Origin of the sequence: Nonomuraea sp. GTA35 (genome assembly GCF_041950525.1) — a bacterium.
In the GTDB taxonomy this organism is placed as follows: domain Bacteria; phylum Actinomycetota; class Actinomycetes; order Streptosporangiales; family Streptosporangiaceae; genus Nonomuraea.
This window is the reverse complement of the sequence record NZ_JBGNUV010000002.1, coordinates 771054-795118: the sequence shown is the minus strand read 5'-3', so window position 1 is coordinate 795118 and position 24065 is coordinate 771054. Positions and strand designations below refer to the sequence as shown.

17 protein-coding genes are annotated in these 24065 nt (G+C 73.9%); 11 read left to right on the top strand and 6 right to left on the bottom strand.

Features of this window, described 5'->3' with window-relative positions:
* Positions 1 to 4 precede the first annotated feature (4 nt).
* The 3 genes from ACBJ32_RS10240 to ACBJ32_RS10230 all read left to right on the top strand — a co-directional run bounded on the left by ACBJ32_RS10240 (position 5) and on the right by ACBJ32_RS10230 (position 3053).
* On the top strand, positions 5 to 1504 hold the full coding sequence (locus ACBJ32_RS10240) for a YibE/F family protein (RefSeq protein WP_375126522.1): 1500 nt from the start codon (positions 5 to 7) through the stop codon (positions 1502 to 1504).
* Positions 1505 to 1674: 170 nt separating this feature from the next.
* Positions 1675 to 2262 carry a hypothetical protein gene (locus ACBJ32_RS10235; protein WP_375126521.1) on the top strand — a complete coding sequence of 196 codons (588 nt, stop codon included), beginning with the start codon at positions 1675 to 1677 and terminating at the stop codon, positions 2260 to 2262.
* A 47-nt stretch (positions 2263 to 2309) separates the two neighbouring features.
* Positions 2310 to 3053, top strand: a complete 744-nt coding sequence (locus tag ACBJ32_RS10230; RefSeq protein ID WP_375126520.1) for a DUF427 domain-containing protein — start codon at positions 2310 to 2312, stop codon at positions 3051 to 3053.
* A 4-nt stretch (positions 3054 to 3057) separates the two neighbouring features.
* Here ACBJ32_RS10230 and ACBJ32_RS10225 read toward each other — a convergent pair whose 3' ends face one another.
* Both ACBJ32_RS10225 and ACBJ32_RS10220 read right to left on the bottom strand, forming a co-directional pair.
* On the bottom strand, positions 3058 to 3663 hold the full coding sequence (locus ACBJ32_RS10225) for a TIGR03086 family metal-binding protein (RefSeq protein ID WP_357866372.1): 606 nt from the start codon (positions 3661 to 3663) through the stop codon (positions 3058 to 3060).
* 59 nt (positions 3664 to 3722) lie between these two features.
* On the bottom strand, positions 3723 to 4379 hold the full coding sequence (locus ACBJ32_RS10220) for a TetR/AcrR family transcriptional regulator C-terminal domain-containing protein (RefSeq protein ID WP_375126519.1): 657 nt from the start codon (positions 4377 to 4379) through the stop codon (positions 3723 to 3725).
* A 97-nt stretch (positions 4380 to 4476) separates the two neighbouring features.
* Here ACBJ32_RS10220 and ACBJ32_RS10215 point away from each other — a divergent pair, with 97 nt between their 5' ends.
* Complete coding sequence (locus tag ACBJ32_RS10215; RefSeq protein WP_375126518.1) at positions 4477 to 6015, top strand: FAD-dependent monooxygenase; 1539 nt, start codon at positions 4477 to 4479, stop codon at positions 6013 to 6015.
* 119 nt (positions 6016 to 6134) lie between these two features.
* On the opposite strand, the gene ACBJ32_RS10210 is transcribed toward ACBJ32_RS10215, so the two are convergent.
* Genes ACBJ32_RS10210 through ACBJ32_RS10200 form a run of 3 tightly spaced genes read right to left on the bottom strand, consistent with a single transcriptional unit; the run spans position 6135 to position 10376 of the window.
* Positions 6135 to 7397 carry a M20/M25/M40 family metallo-hydrolase gene (locus ACBJ32_RS10210; protein ID WP_357866374.1) on the bottom strand — a complete coding sequence of 421 codons (1263 nt, stop codon included), beginning with the start codon at positions 7395 to 7397 and terminating at the stop codon, positions 6135 to 6137.
* The gene (locus ACBJ32_RS10205; protein WP_375126517.1) at positions 7394 to 9250 is read right to left on the bottom strand and encodes a prolyl oligopeptidase family serine peptidase; all 1857 of its coding nucleotides are present in this window, start codon (positions 9248 to 9250) and stop codon (positions 7394 to 7396) included. The genes ACBJ32_RS10210 and ACBJ32_RS10205 overlap by 4 nt, the downstream gene beginning before the upstream one ends.
* A gap of 4 nt (positions 9251 to 9254) precedes the next feature.
* Positions 9255 to 10376 carry a C39 family peptidase gene (locus ACBJ32_RS10200; protein WP_375126946.1) on the bottom strand — a complete coding sequence of 374 codons (1122 nt, stop codon included), beginning with the start codon at positions 10374 to 10376 and terminating at the stop codon, positions 9255 to 9257.
* An 85-nt stretch (positions 10377 to 10461) separates the two neighbouring features.
* Between ACBJ32_RS10200 and ACBJ32_RS10195 the strand changes: the two genes are divergently transcribed.
* Positions 10462 to 11793, top strand: coding sequence for an SWIM zinc finger family protein (locus tag ACBJ32_RS10195; RefSeq protein WP_375126516.1), 1332 nt, complete (start codon positions 10462 to 10464; stop codon positions 11791 to 11793).
* A complete protein-coding gene (locus tag ACBJ32_RS10190; protein ID WP_375126515.1) occupies positions 11790 to 14810 on the top strand; it encodes a DUF6493 family protein in 3021 nt (1006 codons plus the stop codon). Before ACBJ32_RS10195 ends, ACBJ32_RS10190 begins: the two co-directional genes overlap by 4 nt.
* 63 nt (positions 14811 to 14873) lie before the next feature.
* Here the strand turns inward: ACBJ32_RS10190 and ACBJ32_RS10185 are convergent, their stop codons facing one another.
* Positions 14874 to 15983, bottom strand: a complete 1110-nt coding sequence (locus ACBJ32_RS10185) for a DUF5925 domain-containing protein (protein WP_375126514.1) — start codon at positions 15981 to 15983, stop codon at positions 14874 to 14876.
* A gap of 273 nt (positions 15984 to 16256) precedes the next feature.
* Here ACBJ32_RS10185 and ACBJ32_RS10180 point away from each other — a divergent pair, with 273 nt between their 5' ends.
* From ACBJ32_RS10180 to scpA, 5 genes are all read left to right on the top strand, one after another.
* Positions 16257 to 18122: a potassium transporter TrkA gene (locus ACBJ32_RS10180; protein ID WP_375126513.1), complete on the top strand. Its 1866-nt coding sequence runs from the start codon at positions 16257 to 16259 to the stop codon at positions 18120 to 18122.
* Between the two features lie 19 nt (positions 18123 to 18141).
* Positions 18142 to 19080 (top strand): S-methyl-5-thioribose-1-phosphate isomerase, encoded by a 939-nt coding sequence (mtnA, locus tag ACBJ32_RS10175; protein ID WP_375126512.1) that lies wholly within the window; start codon positions 18142 to 18144, stop codon positions 19078 to 19080.
* A gap of 80 nt (positions 19081 to 19160) precedes the next feature.
* Positions 19161 to 19931, top strand: coding sequence for an N-acetylmuramoyl-L-alanine amidase (locus ACBJ32_RS10170; protein ID WP_375126511.1), 771 nt, complete (start codon positions 19161 to 19163; stop codon positions 19929 to 19931).
* 101 nt (positions 19932 to 20032) lie between these two features.
* Positions 20033 to 21904 (top strand): methylmalonyl-CoA mutase family protein, encoded by a 1872-nt coding sequence (locus tag ACBJ32_RS10165; protein ID WP_375126510.1) that lies wholly within the window; start codon positions 20033 to 20035, stop codon positions 21902 to 21904.
* Entirely contained in the window at positions 21901 to 24048 is a 2148-nt protein-coding gene (scpA, locus tag ACBJ32_RS10160; RefSeq protein ID WP_375126509.1) for a methylmalonyl-CoA mutase, read from the top strand. Before ACBJ32_RS10165 ends, scpA begins: the two co-directional genes overlap by 4 nt.
* The last annotated feature ends 17 nt before the right edge of the window (positions 24049 to 24065 follow it).

Sequence of the window (24065 nt, the reverse complement as noted above, 5' to 3'; positions counted from 1 at the left end):
CGCAATGGGCGCCAACCACGCGCACGGCACCGCCGTCCCCAGCTCGCGGCGCACGGTGGTGGCCGGCCTGGCCGTCCTGGTGCCGCTGGCCGTCGTCACGCTGATCGCCCTGGTGTGGCTCTGGCCGGCCGGCGGGAAGGAGGCCGCCCCGGCGCAGTCCGGCGTGCAGCGGCTGACCGGCACGGTCGTCGGCGTCACGCTCAGGACCTGCCCGGCCGCGGTCGAGGGCTCGCCCCAGCCCGACCCCGCCACCTGCGGGAACGCCGTCGTGAAAGTCGGTGAGGGGCCCGACGCCGGTCAGGACGTCGAGCTCCGCCTGCCCAGCGGCCCCGGCGCGCAGCACTTCACCGTGGACGACGAGGTGATCCTGCTGCGCGGGGCCGACGGCGCGTACCAGATCTCCGATCACGACAGGGCCCTGCCGCTGTGGCTGTTCGGGGCGGCGTTCGCGCTGGCGGTGATCGCCTTCGGGCGGTGGCGGGGGGTGACGGCGCTGGTGGGGCTGGCGGTCACGTTCGTGCTGCTGCTGACGTTCGTGATCCCCGGCATCCTCGAGGGACGGTCGCCCATGCTGGTGGCCATCGTGGGCGCCTCGGCGATCATGCTGGCGGTGCTCTACCTGACGCACGGCTTCTCGCTGTCCACGTCCGTGGCCGTGCTGGGGACGCTGGCCAGCCTGGCGCTGACCGGGGGGCTGTCGTACGTGGCGCTGGGGTTCGCCCGGCTCAACGGGATCACCGACGACAGCGCGCTGGCCCTGGACATGAGCCTGTCCATCGACACGCAGGGGCTGCTGCTGGCCAGCATCATCATCGGCGCGCTGGGAGTACTCGACGACGTCACGGTCACGCAGGCGGTGACGGTGGCCGAGCTGGCCCACGCCAACCCGTCGTACGGCTTCGCCAGGCTCTACCGGGCCGCGAGCCGGATCGGGCGGGCGCACATCGCCTCGGTGATCAACACCATCATCCTGGCGTACGCGGGGGCGTCGCTGCCGTTGCTGCTGCTGTTCAGCATCGGGGAGCAGCCCCTGGGCGAGGTGATGTCGACGCCGGTCATCGCGCAGGAGATCGTCCGCAGCATCGTCGGCACGCTGGGGCTCATCGCGGCCGTCCCCATCACGACGGCCCTGGCCGCCCTGACGGCGTCCCGGCGGCTCGCGGAGGCCCCCGCCGACCGGGACCCCTCCGACCGGGATCCCGCCGATCGGGGCCCTGCCGCCCGGAACCCTGTCGCCCGGGACGCGGGGCCGGGCTCGCGGGCCAAGGCCTCCAGGCGGGGCGGGGACTTCTTCGCCGCGCACGCGCACGACACCGAGCACGAGGACTTCTTCTCCCGGCAGCCGGACCAGGACGAGCACGACGGATTCTTCGCGCGAGAGGACGCCACCGCCACGCGCGGCGACTTCTTCACGCCGCAGCCCCGCCTCGACACGCCCGCGCGCCCGGAACCGTCCCCGACCCCGGACCGCCCGGCCCGCCACCGCCGCCGCACGGGCCCCTGACGGGCCGGGAGCGGAAACCTGCCGCCACCACGGGCCCCTGAGGGGCACTGCGGTGAACCCGCTGCCACTGCGGGCCCTGACGCGGGCCGGGGCGGAAAACCCGCTGCCGCCGCGGGCCACCTGGCCCCGTTGCGAGGTGCGGGTGCCATGATCGCGTAATCTTTCCTGACATGACGGCCGACCTGGTGGCGAGACGGGTGACGAACGTGCTGGCACCGCAGGTGCTGGTGATCGTCATGCCGCCGCTCGTCGGCCTGCTGGCCCAGGGGTGGTCGGGGGCGGCCTGGGGGCTGGTGGCGTCGGCGTTCTGCGGCGGCGTGCCGGCGGCGGTGATCGCGGTGGGCGTGCGTTCGGGCAAGCTCGACTCCCACCACATCGTGGACCGCGCCCGCCGTACCGGCCCGCTGCTCGCCGCCGTGGCGGCCGTGCTGGTGGCGCTGGCGCTGCTGGTGGTGATGGGCGCGCCGACGTTGCTCGTCGCCACCGTGACCGCGATGCTGGTCGCCCTGGGCGTGACCGTGCCGATCACGTTGCGCTGGAAGATCTCCTTCCACGCCGCCGTCTCCGCCGGCACGGTCGTGGTGCTCACCCACGTCCTGCCCGCGTGGCCGACCGCGATCGCGGGCGCCGCCGTCGTGGGGCTGGTGTGCTGGGCGAGAGTACGTCTCACGCATCACACCTGGGCCCAGGTCGTCGCAGGGGCGGCGGCCGGCACGCTCACGACCTGGGCGACCCTGAACGCCTTCGGCCTGAGCTGAGCCCGTACCCGTGGAATAGGAGCGTGCCCGGCGGGGTTGGCGCGAACATGGATGCCACGAACCGCGGCCGGGTGCGTGTCGAGCGCACGGCCAAGCGCGTGCGAACCTATCTGGGCGGCCGGGTGGTGGCCGACACCACCTCCGCCCTGCTGGTGTGGGAAGTCCCGTACTATCCCACCTACTACTTCCCGCTGGACGACGTGGACGAGTCCGCGCTGAAGGCCACCGGAGCCACCAAGCACTCCCCGAGCAGGGGCGACGCGGTGGTCTACACCGTCACCTCGGGCACCGCCGAGGCCGCTGACGCGGCCCTGGCCTACCCCGAGTCGCCGCTGGAGCAGATCCGGGGGCACGTGCGCTTCGCGTGGGATGCGATGGACGCCTGGTTCGAGGAGGACGAGGAGGTGTTCTTCCACGCCCGCGACCCGTACACCAGGGTGGACATCCTGGCCGGCTCGCGGCACGTGCGGATCGAGGTGGACGGCGTGACCGTGGCCGACTCCCGCAACCCGCGCATCCTCTTCGAGACCGGCCTGCCCGCCCGGTACTACCTGCCGAAGACCGACGTGCGGCTGGACCTGCTGGAGCCCAGCGACACCGCCACGCACTGCCCCTACAAGGGTACGGCCGAGTACTGGTCGGTCAACGGCAAGAAGGACCTGGCGTGGTCGTACCGGACACCGCTGCCGGAGAGCACGAAGATCGCCGGGCTGATCGCGTTCTACGACGAGAAGCTCGACGTGTACGTGGACGGCGTGCTGCAGGAACGGCCGAAGAGCAAGTTCGCCTGACGGGTCAGGAGGCCGCGGTCCAGCGGGGGTCGCGGCCGAGGTAACGCAGCAGCGCGGCGACGTCGTCGTCGCCGGGCAGCGGCTCCAGCGCCGGGGCGTAGGCGCCCCAGGCACGCAGCGGCTCGACGATCTGCCTGGCCACCTCCAGCATGGGGCGGGCCAGCTCCGGCGTGAGCGGCGAGGGCCCGCCGCAGGCCATCGCGATGTCCCAGGCGTGCACGCCCGCGTCGAGCGCGCACGCCGCCGAGCCGGACTCCGGCGTCATCTTGTGCGGCGGCACCGGCGTCGCCACCTCGGCGGCCGTCCGGTCCACCCCGGCCCACGCCCTGGCCGAGCGCTCCAGCGCGTCCTCGAGGAACGCGCCCGGGTCCCCGTCGATCGTGCCCGAGGGGTCGAACGGGTCGAAGGAGGGGCCGGGCTCGCCGGTGAGCGCGGCGGCGAAGCCGATCTGGTCGCCCGCGGCGTGCTGCAGGACGTGCGCGACGCTCCAGCCGGCGCACGGCGTGGGCAGGCTCCAGCCGCCGGCGGGCACCGCGCGCACGGCCCGGCGCAGCGCCTCGTGCGAGGCGTCGAGAACGTCCCAGCCGCTGATGGTGACGCTGTCGCTCATGAGTGAGCCCCTTTCGGTGTCGGTGACTCCACTCTATCAGAACGGAATGTTTTGTTCCACTATTGGGATCGCTCTCTTTCCAGGCCCCGGATCAGCGTGTCGAGGGCCTCGGTGAAGTCGGCCTCCGGGTCCACGCCGCCGCCCCGCGTCCAGCGCAGCAGCCGGCTGAAGTGCGGCAGCGCGACGGGGTTCATCTCGGTGATGTAGACCCCGACGTTCTCCGCGCCCGCGTGGGCCTGGGGATCGCTCGTGAACCCGCCCGTGGACAGCAGCAGCGAGCCGAACACCAGCGCGTTCACCGCCCCCAATGCCCGCCAGGCGCCCTCGTCGTCGAACCCGCCCGCGTACAGGGCCCCCACCAGGGCGTCCACTCGCGACATGGCCGGCACGGACGTCGGGTTGGCGCGGTCGGTCACCAGGGCCAGCGGCACCACCGGGTGGCGGCGGAAGGCCCGGTACATGTTCAGCGCCGCCGACCGGATCTGCTCCTGCCACGGCAGCTCCCGATCCGGCAGCTCCACCTGGGCGAACACCCGCTCGGCGATGCCGTCGAGCAGGTCGGCCTTGTTCGAGACGTGGTTGTAGAGCGACATCGCCTCCACGCCGAGCACCTTGGCCAGGCGGCGCATCGACAGGCCCTCCAAGCCCTCCTCGTCGGCCAGCGCCAGGGCCGCGTCGAGGACCTTCTCCCTGTTCAGCGGCTCGCGTCGGGCCATGTGCGACGTCCTTTCTCCCCGGGGTGCCGTTGACAAAGCTTACGGTGTACGTGTTCTACTTACGGCGTACACTTACGCTGTAAGTAGGAGGTTGGCGATGGAAGACGTGATCGTCGTCGGTGGCGGGCCGGTCGGGCTGCTGCTGGCCTGCGAGCTCAAGCTGGCCGGGGCGGACCCGCTGGTCCTGGAGGCGGCCGACGGTGCGGACCGCAGGGCGCGCAGCCTCGGGCTGCGCTCGCTCAACGCCCGCACGGTGCAGTCGCTGGCCCTGCGCGGGCTGGTCGAACCGGTCGAGCGGGCCCAGGGGGAGATGCTCGACGGACTGGCACGGGAGCGTCAGGACCCTGCCGGGGCCGACGTGGTCGCGCTGATGCTGGAGATCCTGCGCAAGGGGCAGATCAGGGGGCACTTCGCCGGGCTGCCGCTGCTGGACCCGGCGGGCGACGCCGCGTACGTCATGCTCAAGCAGGACCGGCTGGAGGACATCCTCGCCGAGCGAGCCGCCGCGATGGGGGTGCGGATCCGGCAGGGACGCGCGGTGACGGACGTGGCGCAGGACGGGTCCTCCGCCTCGGCCACGCTCGCGGGCGGGCAGGTCGTACGCGGGGCGTACCTCGTGGGCTGCGACGGCGGGCGCAGCCTGGTGCGCAAGCGGGCGGGGTTCGCGTTCGACGGCACGCCGCCCACCATGACCGGGCGGACGGCGGTGGCCGAGCTGGCCGATCCGTCCCTGGTGACCTCGTCGCTGCGCGGGCCCGGCGGGCTGGTGAACCTGTCGCTGGTGCCGGGGGAGATCGCGACCATCGAGTTCGACGGCGGACCCGGCGACCGGGACGCGCCGATGACCGCCGCCGAGCTGGAGGAGAGCCTGCGGCGGGTGACCGGGCTCCACGTGGTGGTCGAGCGGCTGGAGACCGGGATCCGGTACGGCGACAACGCGCGGCACGTGGAGACGTACAGGATGGGGCGGGTGCTGCTGGCAGGGGACGCGGCGCACGTGCACTCGCCGATCGGCGGCCAGGGGCTCAACCTCGGCATGCAGGACGCGTTCAACCTGGGCTGGCGGCTGGGGCTGGTGGCGCGGGGGCTCGCGCCCGAGAGCCTGCTCGACGGCTACACCGCCGAGCGGCACCCGGTGGCGGCCAGGGTGCTGCGGAACGCGCGGGCGCAGGTCGCGCTCATGCGCCCGGGGGCGCAGGTGGACGCGCTGCGCGAGGTGCTGACCGAGGTGATCGCGCTGCCGGAGGCGTGGCGGCACTTCGCGGGCATGATGGACGGCACGGCGATCGACTACGCGCCCGGCGCGGCCGAACCCCTGGCCGGGCGGTTCGTCCCGGACCTGGACCTGACCGGGGCAGCCGGGATCGCCGAGCTGCTTCGGGACGGTCGCGGCCTGCTGATCGGGCTCGCGAATCCGGGCGAGGGCACGGCGCCGGACCGGGGCCGGCTCGAAGCCGTGCTGGCCGGGCATCGCGACCGGGTGCGGCCCGCCTGGGCCGAGGCGGGCTCAGGCCTCGGCGGGGCGAGCGCGCTGCTGGTGCGGCCCGACGGGTACGTCGCATGGGCGGGCGCGCCGGGCGAGGCGCCCGGCGCGCTCACCACGTGGTTCGGCCCGCCCACCCGTGCAACGGCGTGACGGCCACGCGCACGGCGTGATGCCGACGCCCACGCGTACGGCGTGACGTCCACGGACGTCGGCCCGGTGCCTGCGCGTGCGGCGGTGTGGCGACCGCCGGCAGCGGGCGCCCCCGACCGCTAGGTGAACAGGCGGGTCAGCACCCGGGTGCCGAACTCCAGGCCCTCCACCGGCACCCGCTCGTCCTTCCCGTGGAACATCCCGAAGTAGTCCAGATCGGGCCGGAGCATCAGCGGCGCGAACCCGTACCCCTTGATGCCGATCCTGGCGAACGACTTGGCGTCCGTGCCCCCGGCCATCACGTACGGCACCGGCCTGGCCAGCGCGTCCTCGGCCACCAGCGCCCCGGCCAGCTCGTCGAAGAACGCCGACGGGTACGGCGCGTCGGGCGCGTCCTCCAGGTTCACGAACTCGCGGGTGACCTTCGGCCCGAGCAGCTCGTCGATCGTCGCCAGGAACTCCTCCTGCAACCCCGGCATGAACCGCCCGTCCACGTGGGCGGAGGCCGTCGAGGGCACGACGTTGACCTTGTAGCCGGCGTCGAGCATGGTCGGGTTCGCCGAGTTGCGGATCTGGCTCCTGAACAGGCTGCCCAGCGCCCCGAGCCGGGTCGCCTCGGCGTCCAGCCGGTCCAGGTCGATCGGCCGGCCCGTGATCTCCGACAGGCTCTGGACGAGCGCCGCCACCGTCGGCGTCAGCCGCACCGGCCACTCGTACGCGGCCACCCGCGACAACGCGTGCACCAGCGTCGCGACGGGATTGTCCACGGCCGGACGCGACCCGTGCCCGGCCACGCCGTGCGCGGTCAGCTTCATCCAGGCGGTGCCGCGCTCGCCGACCGCGATCGGGTACACCCGGTGCTCCTGCGAGGCCACGCTGAACCCGCCCGACTCGCTGATGGCCTCGCTCACGCCGTCGAACAGCTCCCGGTGCTCGCTCACGGCGTGCCGCGAGCCGTAGTCGCCGGTGGCCTCCTCGTCCGCGAGGAACGCCAGCACCAGGTCCCGCTTCGGCCGCTCGCCCCGGGCCCGCATGCCGAGCACGGTGGCCAGCGTCATCGCGCACGAGCCCTTCATGTCGACCGCGCCCCGCCCGTACACGCAGCCGTCCTCGATCTCACCGGAGAACGGGTGCATCCGCCACTCGGCCGGGTCGGCGGGCACCACGTCGAGGTGGCCGTGCACGAGCAGCGCGTCGGGCGAGTCGCCGTCCATCCTGGCCACGACCGTGGTCCGCTTCGGCGCCGACTCGAACACCACCGGCTCCAGGCCCGCGTCGGCCAGCAGCGTGGCGACGTACTCGGCGGCCGGACGCTCGCCCGAGCCCGGGTTCGTGGTGTCGAACCTGATCAGATCCGAGCAGATCTCGGCAACGCTCTTCACGCTCTCCCCTTCAAGGTCAACGGCGGCACCTCGGGCGTCTCCATGCCGAAGATCAGCCCGTAGAAGGCCAGCTCGGCCTCCAGCGTCGCGACGATAGTCTCCTCCCTGCGCCAGCCGTGCTGCTCGCCGGGGAAGGTGAGCAGTGCCCACTCTTTGCCATGTTTGTCCAGTTCGGCGGTGAACCGTTCGGCCTGGGAGACGTCCACGATCTTGTCCTCCAGGCCGTGCAGCATGAGGCAGGGGCCGGAGGCGCGGAAGGCGTTCAGCAGCGGGGAGCGCTCGGTGTAGCGCTGCCGCGTTTCCGGCAGCGGGCCCACCAGCCCGTCCAGGTAGCGCGACTCGAAGTCGTGCGTCTCGGCGGCCCAGCTCTCCGGGTCGGTGATCGCGTAGTGCGCCACCCCGCCCGCGAACACGTCGCTGTGCACCAGCGCCGCCACCGTGGTCCAGCCGCCCGCGCTGCCGCCCCTGACGGCCAGCTTGGCGGCGTCGGCCCGGCCCAGCTCGACCAGGCCGCGCGCCACCCTGGCGCAGTCCTGCACGTCCACCACGCCCCACTGGTGGCGCAGCCGCTCCCGGTAGGCGCGGCCGTAGCCGGTGGAGCCGCCGTAGTTCACCACGGCCACGCCGATGCCCCTGCTGGTGAAGTAGGCGATCTCCAGGTCGAGCATGACCGGCAGGTTCCCGGTGGGGCCGCCGTGCGCGAAGATCACCCACGGTCCCGGCCCCCGAAGCCCGGACGGCGGGTACAGGTGCGCGTGCACCCCCTCGATCGTCACCGCCTCGGGCGTGGGCAGCAGGTCGCGGTCCGGCAGCGCCTTGCGCGGCGACACCACCTCGTGCGCGCCGTCGTCCAGGCGGACCAGCGTGACCTCCAGCGGCGTGTACGGCGTCGCGCCCACGGCCGCCACCTTGCCGCCCGCGACCGACACGGTCGACGACCAGTGCGTGGCCGCGCCGCCGATCTCCCGCAGGTCGCCGGTGCCGGGGTCCAGCACGCCCAGGCGGCGGTGGTCGGCGGTGCCGTAGACGACGGCCAGGCGGCCGTCCTTCGCCACGGCGAGGCAGGTCAGGCCCGGCTTCCAGGCGGCCGCACCGAACTCCAGCTCCATCGGGGTGAGGTTGCGGGCGGGGGAGCCGTCCAGGGGGACGAGATGCACGTTCCACCAGCCGGTCGGGTCCGTCACCGCGTACAGGCTCGTGTCGTCGCGCCACTCGGCCTGGAACACCGACTCTTCCGGGCCGCCCGCGACCACCTCGTACGGCCCGGCGGAGCCGTCCCCGGACAGCGGGGCCACGCACAGCTCGGTGCCGTCCCACGGCATGTTCGGGTGGTCCCAGCCGATCCAGGCCACCCACCGGCCGTCGGGGGAGACGCGGGGATTCATCAGGAAGTGCTGGGCCCTGGCGACGACCCTGACCGGGCCCCCGCCCAGCGGCACCGCCACCAGGTCCCGGACGTCGGCGATCTCCCTGACCGCCCACACCTCGTCCCTGCCCGGCGGCAGGTACAGGTCGCCGTACCGCGACGGGCCCTCCGGGGTGAGCGGCACGGGATCGCCGCCGTCCAGCCGGTACAGGCGCTGGTCGGCCCAGTTCGTGAAGACCAGCCCGCCGCCGGGCAGCGGGCGCCAGGAGCGGCCCCCGTACTCGACGAGCCGGTTGCGGGCGTTCCAGCCCGCGGGGAGCGCGTCGACGCGGGAGCCGTCCGGCAGGCGGCGCACCACGCAGCGCCTGCCGCCCTCGTGCGGGCGCGGCTCGTCCCACCAGACCTCGACACCGGAGGGCGTGGCCACCGCCTCCACCCACTGGGGGCCGCCGTCGATATGGGCCACGTCGATCGGTCGAATGCTCATCAACTCACCAATTGCCGTTGGTACAAGGAGGAAGAGGAACGTCGGGGGGATGCAGCACGTACGCGATGCCGCCGCTGCCCGAGCTCCTGAGCCACACGTGCTCGAACGCCGCCCGCGGGTAGACCCGCCGGACCTCGGCGTCGCGGGGCGCGGCCGGGTCGTTCACCACGATGTCGCCCCCGGCGGTGAAACCGGTGACGACCAGGATGTGGCCGCTGGTGGAGTAGCAGGATCCGGGCAGCTCGTGCACCTTGAACGACTGCGACGTGATCACCGGGATCCCGGCCCGGACGAACTGCTCCAGCTCCGCCGCCGACCGCAACCGCGTCACGAACCCGGCCAGCCCGAACCGCCCCGCGTACGCGACGTTGAACGGCCAGTTGCCGGTGCCCTGGTAGCTCTCGTCGTACGTGCCCGCCGCCGCGTGGTCCACGGCGGGGGCCGGATCGCCGTCCCCCACCCAGGCCAGCTCGCCGGGCGCGGGCCCGCGGCCCCAGTAGGCCAGCACCATGGCGACCGAGGCGGGGCTGCACCAGTTGACGCCCCCGCCGTCGTAGCGCACGTGGTGCCCGGCGTGCGCGTGCTGCGAACGCCGCGGCACCGCCAGCTCGACGGCGCCGCCGGGGCCCGGCGCGCTCGGCGCGGGCGGCAGCCGCGGCACCGCCGAGGCCATCACGCCCAGCCCGGTCACCCGGGCGCCGCCGCCGTGCCGGGTCACCCGCACCTGGTAGGCCGTCACCGGCCGCCTGGCCACGAACGTGTCCACCGCCACGTCCCCGTGCTCGTCGCCCTGGCCCGGCACCGAGGTGCGCGGGCCGCCCCGCTCGGACCAGCGGCCCATGACGTACCACTTGGTGAGGTCGCCGGAGGCGGTCCTGGCCCGCAGCGCGATCTCGATCCACGTGCCCGGCGGGGTGCGCGCGGTCCACGACGGGACGATCTGGGTCGCGGGGAAGCCGATCGGCCGCTCCTCGCTGAGCCACCCGCCGGCGCGCCCTTCGGCTGCGCGCCCTCCGCCTGGGGGGCCTTCGCCTGGGGGCCCTTCGTCTGCGGGCCCTTCGTCTGCGGGCACCGTGAAGCGGGTGAAGGCGACATGGGCCAGATCGACGGTGAGCACCAGGCACATTGTGGTTTCGCACTCCATGTCGCACATCGGAAGGTTTACGTACCGGCCCCGAATTGTGTCGGTGATCATCTCTATGGTTCGGGGCATGACTTCAGCGGTACAGGCATACACCTACACCGGGCCCTCCGTGCTGGCCGACGGGAGGCTCGGTCTTTCGACCTCCGGTGGCACGGCGTTATCCGGCCCGCAGGCCCACCCCAGGTTCTTCAGCGGGCTGCTCACCCACGCCGCCCCGGCCGCCGCCGGGCTGCTGGCCGTGGCCGACGTGGCGCTCACCCGCTACCACCAGCCCCGGCCCGGATGGACCCGCGACCCGGTCGTGACGTGCGACGGCGAGCGGCTCAGGTTCGAGTCGTTCTCCGCCTGCGGCGGCGTCTACGCCCGGCTCGACGTGCTCGCCCTCGACGGCGACGTGCTCGACCGGGGCACCACCAACGTCGACGTCAACGGGCCGCTGCGCGAGGCGTTGGCCAGGGTCGGCGGCAAGGACCCATTGCACGTGGGCGTCGGCGCCGACGAGCTGACCGTCACCACGCTCGGCGGGGCGGTGGTGGAGAAGAAGGTGCCGCTGCCGTCGCGGTGGCTGCGCGGGTTCGCCGAGGTGCAGGTGATGGCCGCCGGGTGGGACCTGCGGGCCGAGCTGGCGGGGCCGCAGGCCGTACGGTTCCTGCGCTCCCTGCCCAAGGGGGCCCGCTCCACCGTCTGGGCCGTGCCCGCCGGTCGTGACCTGCGGCTGTCCTCGGCCGCGGCGCGCGGCGGCGTGTGCCTGTCGGGCACCGGGCGGGTGGCGACGCTGATGCCGCTGCTCAGGTTCGCCAAGGCGCTGCGGGTCTACGGCCCGGCGGACGGCTCGTCCACCGCGAGCGCGTGGGAGCTGGAGCTGCCCGGCATGCGGTACACGCTGGCCGTCTCGCCCCAGCCGGCGCGCGGCTTCTCCGGCGAGGGCCAGGTCCTCGACGACCTGGCCACCGACGAGGCAGGCGCCGACGCCGACGTCGTCGGGATGCTGCTCAACTTCGAGCCCACCGTCGAGCTCGGGCTGCTCTCCGACCGCTCCGGCCTGCCCGTCGAGCGGGTACGCGCGGCGCTCACCCAGCTCGGCACCTCCGGCCGGGTCGGCTACGACCTGCACGAGGCCGCCCACTTCCACCGCGAGCTGCCCTACGACAAGGACCAGGTGGCCGCGCTCAACCCGCGCCTGGCCTCGGCCAGGAAGCTCGTCGACGCCGGGGCCGTCCGCCTGCTGCCCGACGGCCGGGCCGAGGTGACCACCGACGGCGGCGTGCGCCGGGTGGACGTCGGCGACGGGACGTGCACGTGCCCGTGGTGGTTCGACCACCGGGGGTCGCGCGGGCCGTGCAAGCACGTGCTCTCGGCCAGGATCGCCGCCCGGCTGGCGGTGGAGGCCACCCCGTGACGGCGGACAGACCCGCCGGCGGGGGCGACGTCACGGTGGCCGGTATGACGCGGGCCGGTGCGGCGGCGGGCCGGGTGATGGCGGATGGCGCGCCGGTGGGGGAGCCGGCGTTGGAGTCGGTGTGGGAGTCGGTGGTGGCCGCGCTGGACACCGGGGACCTCGACCTGGTGGCCGACCGCGTACTGGCGCTCGACGAGCATGCCCGCCGTGAGGTGGCCGCCGCCCTGCCCGCGCACATCCCCGTGGCGGAGGAGCGCGCCGCGGCCAGGTGGCACGAGCGCGAGGCCACGCGCGCGCGGGAGGGCGAGGCCGCCTGGCGCGCGTACGTGCGCGCCGCCGAACGCGAGGGCCGCACCGTGGCCGAGGACGAGCGCTGGCGCTGGGACGCCCAGTGGTTCCGGTCCCGGACGCACGGCTCCGGCGAGAGCTGGGGGGCTCCGCTGCGGGTGGCGGGTGCGGCGGCCATCGGCGGGGCCGCCGCCGTCGTCGCCTGGCTCAACCGCCGCGACCTCCAGGACCGCTGGTCCTGGGACCGCCGCACCGCCACCGTTCTCGAACGCGTGCTCTCGGCCCGCCCCGCCGCCTGGCAGGCCGACTTCGCCGCCCGCGCCACGCTCAGGCTCCGCGACACCCCGCGCCGGCGCGCCGCCCGGGACCCCATGGCCGGGCTCGTGCTGGCCATGCTGCGGCGCAGCGGAGCCACCCCGCCCCGGCACGACCCGCTCGTGGTGGCCTGGGCAACCGGCACCCCCATCGCGGCCGAGCTGCGCGAGGACCCGCTGCTCGACCACCTCCTGCCCCGGCTGTTCGAGGCGGAGGGCGTCGGCGGGCTGCTGCGCGACGAGCGCGCCGACCCGCCCGCCCCCAGAAGCTGGCTGGCCGCGCTCGGGACGCTGCAGCGCGAGGGCCGGATCGGGCGCGACGTGCTGCTCGACGGGTGCCTGCGGCGCTTCCTGCGCGGCGGGCAGGCCGCCGACCTGCGCTTCTTCGTACGGCTGCACGAGCTGCTCGATCCCACGTACGACGAGGTGAGCAAGCGGCGCCACGACTACCTGCGGCTGCTGCCCGTCGCGCCCGGCGCCGTGGCCGAGCCGATGCTCAGGCACCTGCGGCGGCTGGAGGACCTCGACCCGGACGAGGTGACCGAGGCGGTGCGGGCGCTGCTGTCGCGCGGCGAGCGCAAGCTGCTGACGGCCGGGCTCACCTGGCTCGACGAGGTCGCCCGCGATCCGGCGGCCGAGCTGGAATCGCTGGCGCCCGCCCTGGGGTACGCGTTCGCCTGCGAGTCCGCCGACGTGCAGGGGCGGGCGGTGCGGCTGGCGGTCAAGCACGCCAAGCGGTTCGGCGAGGCCGGGGCGCGGGCCGTCCGGGAGGCGGCCACCGTGCTGCCGCAGGAGCTGGGGGAGACGCTGGCCTCGGTGTTCGGCGGGGAGGCCGCCGAGGACCCGCGCGAGTCCGGCGGGTTCGTGCCGGTGCCGCTGCCGCCTGCGGTGTCCGCCGCCGCGTTCCCCGGGCCTGTGGTGGTGGCGGAGGACCTGGAGGCGCTGCCGGACGGGGGCCGGTGGGAGGCCGCCGAGCTGTGGCTGGCCGGGGTCGTGCGGCTGTACGGGAGCGATCGCGACGGGCTGGCCGTCCGGCTGGCGGGGCTGATGCCGGGCGTGGCGCCGCCGGCGGGGCGGTGGCAGGCGGTCTGGCACTGGGCGTGGGAGATCGCGCGGCTGGTGACGGCGGCAGCCGAGGGCTCCGGCGGCTCGGTGCTCGCGGCGGGGGTGTCGCGGCTGCCCGAAGCCGGTGACGTGCCGGGGCCGCACCTGTTCCTGCTGCGGCGCTGGGCCGAGGTGTGCGAGGCGATCGAGGCGGGGACGCTGCCGCCGTACCTGCTGGCCGAGCCCACCTCGACGACGGGCCATCTGGACGGCGCGGTGCTGGTGGAGCGGCTGGCGGGATACGAGCGCGCGGGCGTCGAGGCGCTGCCCGCGGACCTGGGCCAGGCGCTGCTGCGGCTGCCGCGCGCGACCGCGCCCGAGGTGGTGGCGCGGGCCGGGCGGCTCACCTCGGCGGCGGGCCGGGCGGTGGCACGCTGGATGAGCGGCGAGCGGCCCGAGCCCGTCGCGGAGATCGGCTGGTGGTACTACCCGCCCGCGGGCACGCCCGGGTGCGGCGACAGGCGGGTCTACCGCGAGGACCGCGAGCCGGCCGGGACGGGAGCGGTGCTCTACGAGCTGACGGCGCACCTCCACCTGACCCCGCCGCCGGGCGACGGGCCCACCGGTGACCGGCTGCTGGGTGAGGAGCGCGTTGCGGAGCCGGCGCCGGTCGGTGGGCAGCCGGTCTGTGGGGAGCCGGTCTGTGGGGAGCCGGTCGCCGGGCCGCCGCTCGCCGCGGAGCCGCTGGGCGGGGCCGTGGAGCACCGGTTGAAGGAGCACGACGGGTACCTGCGCTGGTGGCCGTACCTGATGCCGTCCGACCGGGAGGCCGTCGCGGCGCACCTCGTGCCGCACCTGACCGAGCGGTGGCTGCGGGCCCGCGCCGAACCGGCCCAGGCGTGGGCGCTCGCGCGGGCGGACGGGCCGATGGGCGAGGCGGGCGCGCTCGTGCAGGCGTACTTCGTGGCCGACCGGGCCTGGTGCGCCGACCCCGAGGAGCGGGCCAGGCCCCTCGTGGAGCTGGCCGCCCGGGGCGAGCTCGCCGCCGAGGAGGTGGGACGGCAGCTCGCGCTGCTAGTCCGCCGGACGGATCTCAAGCCGGGCCCGGTGTTCGAGACGCTGGAGAGCGCGGCGGCGCTCGGCGCTCACCGGGAGGTGTGGCGGATCATGACGGGGTTCCTGGCCGTGTTCCTGCCGGGGCCGGGGGAGCGGCCGCACACCCGGCACGCGCAGGGGCTCACGTTCGCCCTGCGGGCCGCGCGGTGGGCGGCGGCGCGAGGGGCGGTGGCCTGCGTCGCCGAGATCGCGCAACGCCGCGCCTCGAACAACTTCGTCCGGGAGGCCCGCAGGCTGCACACGTACCTGACGTGACGGCCTGGCGGGCCCGCTGACGTGCTCGTCCCCACTCCTCGAACGCGCGGGTGGGGACGAGGGTCAGAGGTACAGGCCCGTGGACTCGTCGCCCAGCACGGGGGTGATCTCGCGGCCGGAGCGCAGCGCGTACAGCTGCGCCAGCGTCGCCCCCGAGGGCCCGACCCCCTCCGCGGACCCCAGCCAGGCGGTCGCCTCCTCCTTGCTCAGCGGCCCCACCTCGACCTGCGCCAGGCAGCGGCCGGGGCGGACGACGGCGGGGTGGAGGCGGGCCAGGTCCTCGTTGGTGGTGATCGCCACCAGGACGTCGCGGCCCTGCCCGAGCAGCCCGTCGGTCAGGTTGAGCAGGCGCGACAGCCCCTGCCCCGCCTGCGCCTTGGCGCCCGAGCTGATCAGTTCGTCGCAGTCCTCCAGCACCAGCAGGCGCCAGCGCTGCGCCTCGTCGTCGGTGTCGTAGCCGACCGCCACCTCCATCAGGTAGCCCGGCTCGTTGAACAGCCGCTCGGGGTCGAGCACGCAGTCGACCTGGCACCACTCGTGCCACTGCTTGGCCAGCGACCGCAGCAGCGTGGTCTTGCCGGTGCCCGGCTGCCCGTGCAGGAGGATGAGGCGGCCGTTGACGTCGGCCGGAGTGATCGACATGAGCCGGTCGAGCGCCGGGCGGACCTTGGCCGAGTAGTTGGCGCTGATCTCGTCCCAGGGCTGCGCCGTGATCGGCTTCTCCGAGCGGGTGCCGCCGTGCATGCCCCGCCACCAGAAGCCCATCTCGACGTGGTCGACGTCGGGCACGGGCTCCTCGGCGCCCTCGATGCTCTCGGCCAGCACGGTCTTGGCCAGGTCCTCGTTGACCGCCGTCACGCTGACCGTCGCGGTGCGGTTGCGGTGGCGCACGCTCCGCAGGGTCCAGCCGTCGCCGCTGATCAGCCGCGACTCCGAGCCGTCCTCGACCCGCGCGGTGCGCAGCACGCGCCCGCCGGCGGGGGCGAGCGTGGCCTCGGGGCGCACGCGCTCCAGGTTGGCCAGGCGCGACCACGGCTGCGCGCCCGTCGCGAACGGCGACAGCGCCAGCGCGTCGATGACGTCGATGGCCGAGTCGGCGTCGTCGATCCAGATGTTCATCGGGAGCTCAGAGGACTCGGGGCTGGGGAACGGCACCTCCCTGATCACAGACATACCGTTTATGATCTCCGTCTCTGGGCCGGATGTCGAAGGGTTTTGGCTGGGGATCCGCTGGGTTTCGTCCTCAGCGTACCGGCTGGGGGAGCGCGTCGCCCGGGCCCCGCGCATGTACGCTCCAGGCCGGAGCGGGTCGGTATGTTCCGGGTTTATCGGGGAGTGCCGTGATTCGCGGCGACGGGGGAGGTCGCCTGTCGCCATGCGGAACCCAAGATCGCCCGGTACCGTGTCCTCGGGCCAAATCACTCCTTACTCGGAGGTATCGGGGAAGTGTCGAAGATCACGTTCCGCGAGCGGGCGCGGTACTGGTTCGACAACACCATGTCCAGGGGCACGGCGTCGCTGATCGGCTGGCTGGCTGTGGTGTCGGTCGGGCTGATCGTGGTCGTCGCGGCGCTGACGATGTGGCTGGCGCCCGGCGAGCCCGAGGGCGTGGGTCACGCGGGCGAGGTGCTCTGGATCGCTCTCATGCACGCCCTGACCCCCGGCAAGGTGGCCAGCGACAAGGGCTCGTTGGCGTACATGACCGTGATGTTCGTCTGCTCGCTCGGCGGCCTGTTCATCGTCAGCATGCTCGTCGGCCTGCTCTCCAACGGCCTCAAGCAGAAGGTGGACCGGCTGCGCAGGGGACGCTCGCGGATCGCGGAGTCCGGGCACACGGTGATCCTCGGCTGGTCGGACCAGGTGTTCACGATCGTGGCCGAGCTGGTCAAGGCGCACGCCAGCCAGAAGAAGTCCGTGATCGCCGTGCTCGCGGAACGTGACAAGCTCGAGATGGAGGAGGCCATCCGCGAGCACGTCGGCGACCTCGGCAGGACCCGCGTCGTCTGCCGCACCGGCCGCCCCACCGAGCCGCGCGACCTCGCGCTGATGAACCTGGCGACGGCCCGCTCCGTCGTCGTGCTCTCGCCCGAGGGCGACGACCCCGACGCCCACGTCATCAAGATCCTGCTCGCCCTGGCCAAGCGCCGCGGCGCCCACCCGCCGGTGGTGGCCGGCCTCACCTCCAGCCGCAACGCCGCCGCCGCCCGCCTGGCCGGCGGCCCCGACGTGCACCTGGTCGACTCCGACGACACCGCCTCCCGGCTCATCGTGCAGTCCTCCCGCCAGTCCGGCATGTCCGTCGTCTGCATGGACCTGCTGAACTTCGACGGCGGCGAGATCTACCTGCGCACCCCGAAGAAGCTTGTCGGCGTCACCTACGGGGAGGCGCTGCAGGCCTACCAGACCGCCTCCGCCATCGGCCTGCGCCGGCCGTCCGGCGTCGTGCTGAACCCGCCCGCCGACACCGTCATCAACGCCGACGACGAGATCGTCGTCATCGCCCACGACGACTCCCACGTCCGCCTGGCCGCCGGCAAGCCGGCCATCGACGAGGCCGCCATCGTCAGCACCGGCAAGGCGCTCACCGAGCCCGAGCGCACGCTCCTGCTCAACTGGAACGGCCGCGCCGAGCAGATCATCCGCTACCTCGACGGCTACGTGGCCCCCGGCTCCGTCCTGGAGGTCGCCGCCGACCACCCCAAGGCCGGCACGAACCTCGCGGGCCTGCGCAACCTCACCGTGAACGTCAAGGACTGCGACACCACCGACAGGTTCGCCCTGGAGTCGCTCGGCGTCGGCCTCTTCCAGCACGTCATCGTGCTCTCCGACGACCGCTTCGACCCGCACCACGCCGACACGCGCACCCTCATGACGCTGCTGCAGCTGCGCGACATGCAGAGCACGCTCGGCGAGCACTACTCGATCGTCAGCGAGATGCACGACGAGAACAACCGCGCCCTGGCCGAGGTCACCGAGGCCGACGACATCGTGATCAGCGACACCGTCATCGGCCTGCTCCTGGCCCAGCTCGCCGAGAACCGCCACCTCGCGGACGTGTTCGCCTACCTCTTCGACTCGCAGGGCTCGGAGATCTACCCCCGGCCCGCCGGCGACTACGTCAAGACCGGCACGCGGGTGTCGTTCGCCACCGTCGTGGAGTCGGCGCGGCGCAGGGGCGAGACCGCGATCGGCTACCGCAACGCCACGGCCCGCAACGACCCGCCCCACTACGGCATCGTGCTGAACCCCGACAAGTCCGAGCCCATCGTGCTGGGCGGGCGGGACTCGGTCATCGTCCTCGCCGAACGCTGAGGTGGGTTAGCGTTTGCCCGTGAGGACCATCGACTGGGTCGACGGCGCCGTCGAGCTCGTGGACCAGACCCTGCTCCCCGACAAGCTCGTGATGCTGCGCATCCACACCGTCGGCGAGCTCATCGACGCCATCCGGCGGCTGGCCGTGCGCGGCGCGCCCGCGCTCGGCGTGGCGGGAGCGCTCGGCGTCGTGCTGGCCGACGGCGACGCCGAGCGGATCGCCGCGCTGCGCGCCGCCCGCCCCACGGCCGTCAACCTCGCGTGGGGCGTCGATCGGGCCGCCGCCCACCTCGGCAAGGGCCGCGAGGCGGTGCTGGCGGCGGCGCTGAAGGTGCGCGACGACGACATCGCCGCCTGCCTGGCGATGGGCGAACGCGGCGCGGACCTGCTCGAAGGCGACCGCCTGCGGATCATGACCGTGTGCAACACCGGCGGCCTGGCCGCCGTCGAACGCGGCACCGCCCTCGGCGTCATCCAGACCCTGCACGAGCGCGGGCGCCTGGCCGAGGTGCTCGCCCTGGAGACCCGGCCGCTGCTCCAGGGCGCCAGGCTCACGACGTGGGAGCTGGCCAGGATGGGCGCGCCGCACCGGCTCATCGCCGACTCCGCAGGGCCGTACCTGCTGGCCAAGGGCGGGGTGGACGCGGTGCTCATCGGGGCCGACCGCATCGCCGCCAACGGCGACACCGCCAACAAGATCGGCTCGTACGCGCTCGCGCTCGGGGCGGAGCGGGCCGGGGTGCCGTTCGTGGTCGTCGCGCCCGAGTCCACCATCGACCAGGGCACCCCGTCGGGCGAGCACATCGAGATCGAGGACCGCGGCGCCGGCGAGATCGTCACCTTCGGAGGGGTGCGCGTCGCCCCGGAGGGCACGCCGGCGGCGAACCCGGCGTTCGACGTGACCCCGCACGATCTGATCAGCGCGATCGTGACGGAGCAGCGGGTCATCAGACCGTAGCGAAATCCCGGATCTCCATGACCGGTCCGCGTCCCCCGCGTTACGCTCGGTGGTCCCGGCAGCGACACTCGGAGATCACTGTGGCCATCGACCTGGTGTTACGGCGTGACTGGAACGCGCGTGCGCCGCGCGGCGACTACACACAGCTCGACTCCACCAAGGGAGTGAAAGTCCACTACACGGGCGGCAGGGTCGATCCGGCGATCGTCTCCGACCACAGCCGGTGCGTCGCCCTGGTGCGGTCGATCCAGGGCTACCACATGGACGGCAACGGCTGGGTCGACATCGGCTACTCGTTCGTGTGCTGCCCCCACCGGAAGGTGTTCGAGGGGCGCGGGCTGTACCACCTGCCCGCCGCCAACGGGCCCGGGCTCAACGCGGGGCACTACGCCGTGCTCGGGCTGGTCGGCAACTCGGGTCTCGTCCAGCCGCCCGACCTGATCCTGCACGGCATCCTCGACGCCGTCCAGTACGCACGGGACCACGGCCGCGCCGGCAAGGAGATCAAGGGACACCGTGACGGCTACGCCACCGACTGCCCCGGCGACCCCCTCTACGCCTGGGTCAGGCGCGGGGCGCCCCGTCCCGGCGGCGGCAACGGCGCCCCGGAGCCGAGCGCGCCGCCGTTCCCCGGGCGGCTGCTGACCTACCCGCCGGTCATGCGGGGGCAGGACGTGCGCACGTGGCAGGGGCGGATGCGCGAGCGCGGCTTCGAGCTGGCCGTGGACGGGGCGTACGGGCCCGGGTCGCGCGACGTGTGCGTACGGTTCCAGCAGGAGCAGGGCGTGGCCGACGACGGGATCGTGGGGCCGGTCACCTGGCGGCTGGCCTGGGAGGCGCCTGCCGGCTGAGGAACCCGGCTCCCGGGCGGCTCACGGGGTGATCCCGTCCGGATCATGGCGGGCGACCCCGGGGTTACTGGCGCATGGCCGTTCCGCCTACTATCCGAAACATGGAACTGGCAGCGGGGTTCGCGTCCATCTCACGAGACGACTGGCGCGCGCTGGCGGCGGAGGTCCTGCGCAAGTCCGGGGTCGAGGCCGGCTCGCCCGAGGAGGCGCTGTCGAGACGGACCTATGACGGGGTGACGGTCGCGCCGCTGTACGACCCGGACGACCTGCCGGGCGACCCCGGCTCGCCCGGCGCCGCCCCCTACGTGCGTGGCGCCCGTGCCGTCGCGGGCTGGGACGTGCGGCAGCGGCACGCGGTGGCCGACCCGGAGGCCGTGCTGGCCGACCTGGAGAACGGGGTCACGTCGCTGTGGCTGGTGGTCGGCGACGGCGCCATCCCGGTGGGCGAACTGGGCGCGGTGCTGAAGGACGTCTACCTCGACCTGGCGCCGATCGTGCTGCAGGCGGGGGAGCGGACCCGCGAGGCGGCCGAGGCCCTGTTCAGCCTGGCCGCCGCCCGCGGGGCCGCACCTGGCGATCCCGCCGCCGGCGGGACCGCGCCGGGTGATCCCGCCGCCCGCGGGGCCGTGCCGGGCGGACGGGGTGATTCCGCCGGGGGCGGGAGCGTGCTGAGCGGCAACCTGGGCGCCTCCGCGGTGCTCGGGGCCGACGGGGTCGAGCTGGCGCTGCGCTGCGCCGCCGACCATCCGGGGTTGCGGGCCGTCACGGTGGACGCGACGCCGTACCACGACGCGGGCGGCAGCGACGCGGAGGAGCTGGCCTGCTCGATCGCCAGGGGCGTCGCCGAGCTGCGGGCGCTGACCGGCGGCGGGCTGTCCGTGGCGCAGGCGCTGGGACAGCTCGAGTTCCGGTACGCCGCCACCGCCGACCAGTTCGCCACCATCGCCAAGCTGCGGGCCGCGCGCCGCCTGTGGGCCAGGGTCGCCGAGGTCTGCGGCGCTCCCGAGGCGGGGGGCCAGCGGCAGCACGCCGTCACCAGCTCGGCCATGATGACCTCCCGCGACCCGTGGGTGAACATGCTGCGCACCACCGTCGCCTGCTTCGCCGCCGGGGTGGGCGGGGCGGAGGCGGTCACCGTGCAGCCGTTCGACGCGTGCCTCGGGCTGCCGGACGCCTTCTCCCGCCGCATCGCCCGCAACACGCAGTCGCTGCTGCTGGAGGAGTCGGGGCTCGGCCGGGTGATCGACCCGGCGGGCGGCTCCTGGTACGTCGAGCGCCGCACCGCCGACCTCGCGGAGGCCGCGTGGGCCTTCTTCCAGGAGATCGAGGCGGCCGGAGGGATCGTGGCGGCCGCCGGGCCGGTGTCCGAGCGGATCGCCGCCACGCGCGCCCGCCGCGACGACGACATCGCCCACCGCCGCCTCCCGATCACGGGGGTGAGCGAGTACCCCGACGTCGGGGAGAAGCCCGTGCGCCGGCGCGAGGGCGGCCCCTCCCAGGCCGGCGAAACGGCCGGGGCGGATGGGTCATCCGGCGGTGAGCTGCCGAAGGTGCGGTACGCGGAGCCGTTCGAGCGGCTGCGCGACCTGGCCGACGCGCGGCCCGAGCGCCCCACGGTGTTCCTGGCCACGATCGGCCCCCTCGCCGACCACACGGCCAGGGCCACGTTCGCCGCGAACCTGTTCCAGGCGGGCGGCCTGGCCACCGAGACGGCCGGCCCCGGCACGGACCCCGAGCAGATCGCGACCGCGTTCGCCGTCAGCGGCGCCACCGTCGCCTGCCTGTGCTCCAGCGACAAGCTGTACGCCCGGCACGCCACCGCCGTGGCCGCGGCCCTGCGCAGGGCGGGCGCGAGAAAGGTCTGGCTGGCGGGGAAGGGACGCTACGAGGGCGTGGACGGCAACCTGCACGCCGGTTGCGACGCGCTGGCCGTGCTCCGCGAGACGTTCGACGACCTGGAGGTGACCCGATGATCCCGGACTTCTCCGGCATCCCGCTGGACCCCCTGCCGGAGCGGGCGGCGCAGGGCCCGCAGCCGCAGGGCGAGCCGTGGCAGACGCCGGAGGGCATCGCGGTCAAGCCCCTCTACACCGCCGCCGACCTGCGGGGCCTCGACTTCCTGCGCACCTACCCCGGCGCCGCGCCCTACCTGCGCGGCCCGTACCCCACCATGTACGTCAACCAGCCCTGGACCGTCCGCCAGTACGCGGGATTCTCCACGGCCGAGGACTCCAACGCCTTCTACCGGCGCAACCTGGCCGCCGGGCAGAAGGGCCTGTCGGTGGCGTTCGACCTGGCCACGCACCGGGGCTACGACTCCGATCACCCGCGCGTGGCCGGCGACGTGGGCATGGCGGGGGTGGCGATCGACTCGATCTACGACATGCGGCAGCTCTTCGACGGCATCCCGCTCGACCGCATGTCGGTGTCCATGACCATGAACGGGGCGGTGCTGCCGGTCCTCGCGCTGTACATCGTGGCGGCCGAGGAGCAGGGTGTCGCGCCGGAGCAGCTCGCCGGGACCATCCAGAACGACATCCTCAAGGAGTTCATGGTCCGCAACACCTACATCTACCCGCCCGCGCCGTCGATGCGCATCATCTCGGACATCTTCGCGTACACCAGCGAGAAGATGCCGAAGTTCAACTCCATCAGCATTTCCGGCTACCACATCCAGGAAGCCGGGGCGACCTGCGACCTGGAGCTGGCCTACACGCTCGCCGACGGGGTCGAATACCTGCGGGCCGGGGTCGCGGCCGGCATGGACGTCGACCGGTTCGCGCCGCGCCTGTCGTTCTTCTGGTGCATCGGCATGAACTTCTTCATGGAGGTCGCCAAGCTCCGCGCCGCGCGGCTGCTGTGGGCCAAGCTCGTCTCCGGGTTCGGTGCCAGGAACCCCAGGTCGCTGAGCCTGCGTACGCACAGCCAGACCTCCGGCTGGTCGCTGACCGCGCAGGACGTGTTCAACAACGTCGCCCGCACCTGCGTCGAGGCCATGGCCGCGACCCAGGGCCACACCCAGTCGCTGCACACCAACGCCCTGGACGAGGCGCTCGCCCTGCCGACCGACTTCTCCGCGCGCATCGCCCGCAACACCCAGCTCCTCCTGCAGCAGGAGTCGGGCACCACGCAGGTGATCGACCCGTGGGGCGGCTCGTACTACGTCGAGCGGCTCACCCACGACCTGGCCGAGCGCGCCTGGGACCACATCCAGGAGGTCGAGGCGGCCGGCGGCATGGCCAGGGCCATCGAGGCGGGGCTGCCCAAGCTGCGCATCGAGGAGGCCGCCGCGCGCACGCAGGCCCGCATCGACTCCGGCCGCCAGCCGGTGATCGGGGTGAACAAGTACCGCGCGAGCGCCGACGAGGACATCGAGGTGCTCAAGGTCGACAACAGCGCCGTACGCGCCCAGCAGCTCGACAAGCTCGCCCGCCTGCGCGCCGAGCGCGACCCCGACGCCGTGCGGCACGCCCTCGACGCGCTCACCAAGGCCGCCGGCCATCCCGCCCCGGGCCTGGAGCACAACCTGCTCAAGCTGGCCGTGGACGCCGCCCGCGCCAAGGCCACGGTCGGGGAGATCTCCGACGCGCTGGAACGGGTGTTCGGCCGGCACGCCGAGCAGGTGCGTACGATCACTGGCGTGTACCGGGACGAGTCCGGATCAGCCGGCAACATCGAACGGGTCCGCGCCGCCTGCGCCGACTTCGAGCGGGCCGAGGGCCGCCGTCCGCGCATCCTGGTGGCCAAGATGGGGCAGGACGGTCACGACCGCGGCCAGAAGGTGATCGCGACCGCCTTCGCCGACCTGGGGTTCGACGTGGACGTCGGCCCGCTGTTCCAGACGCCCGAGGAGGTCGCCAGGCAGGCGGTCGAGGCCGACGTGCACATCGTGGGCGTCTCGTCGCTGGCCGCCGGGCACCTCACGCTGGTGCCCGCCCTGCGCGCGGCCCTGGCCGAGCTGGACGCCGCCGACATCATGATCGTGGTGGGCGGCGTCATCCCGCCCGGCGATCACGACGAGCTGCGGGCCGCGGGCGCCGCCGCGATCTTCCCTCCGGGGACCGTGATCGCGGACGCCGCCCTGGACCTGCTGGAGCAGCTTCGCGGCCGCCGGTGAGAGCGCCGCTCCGCAGC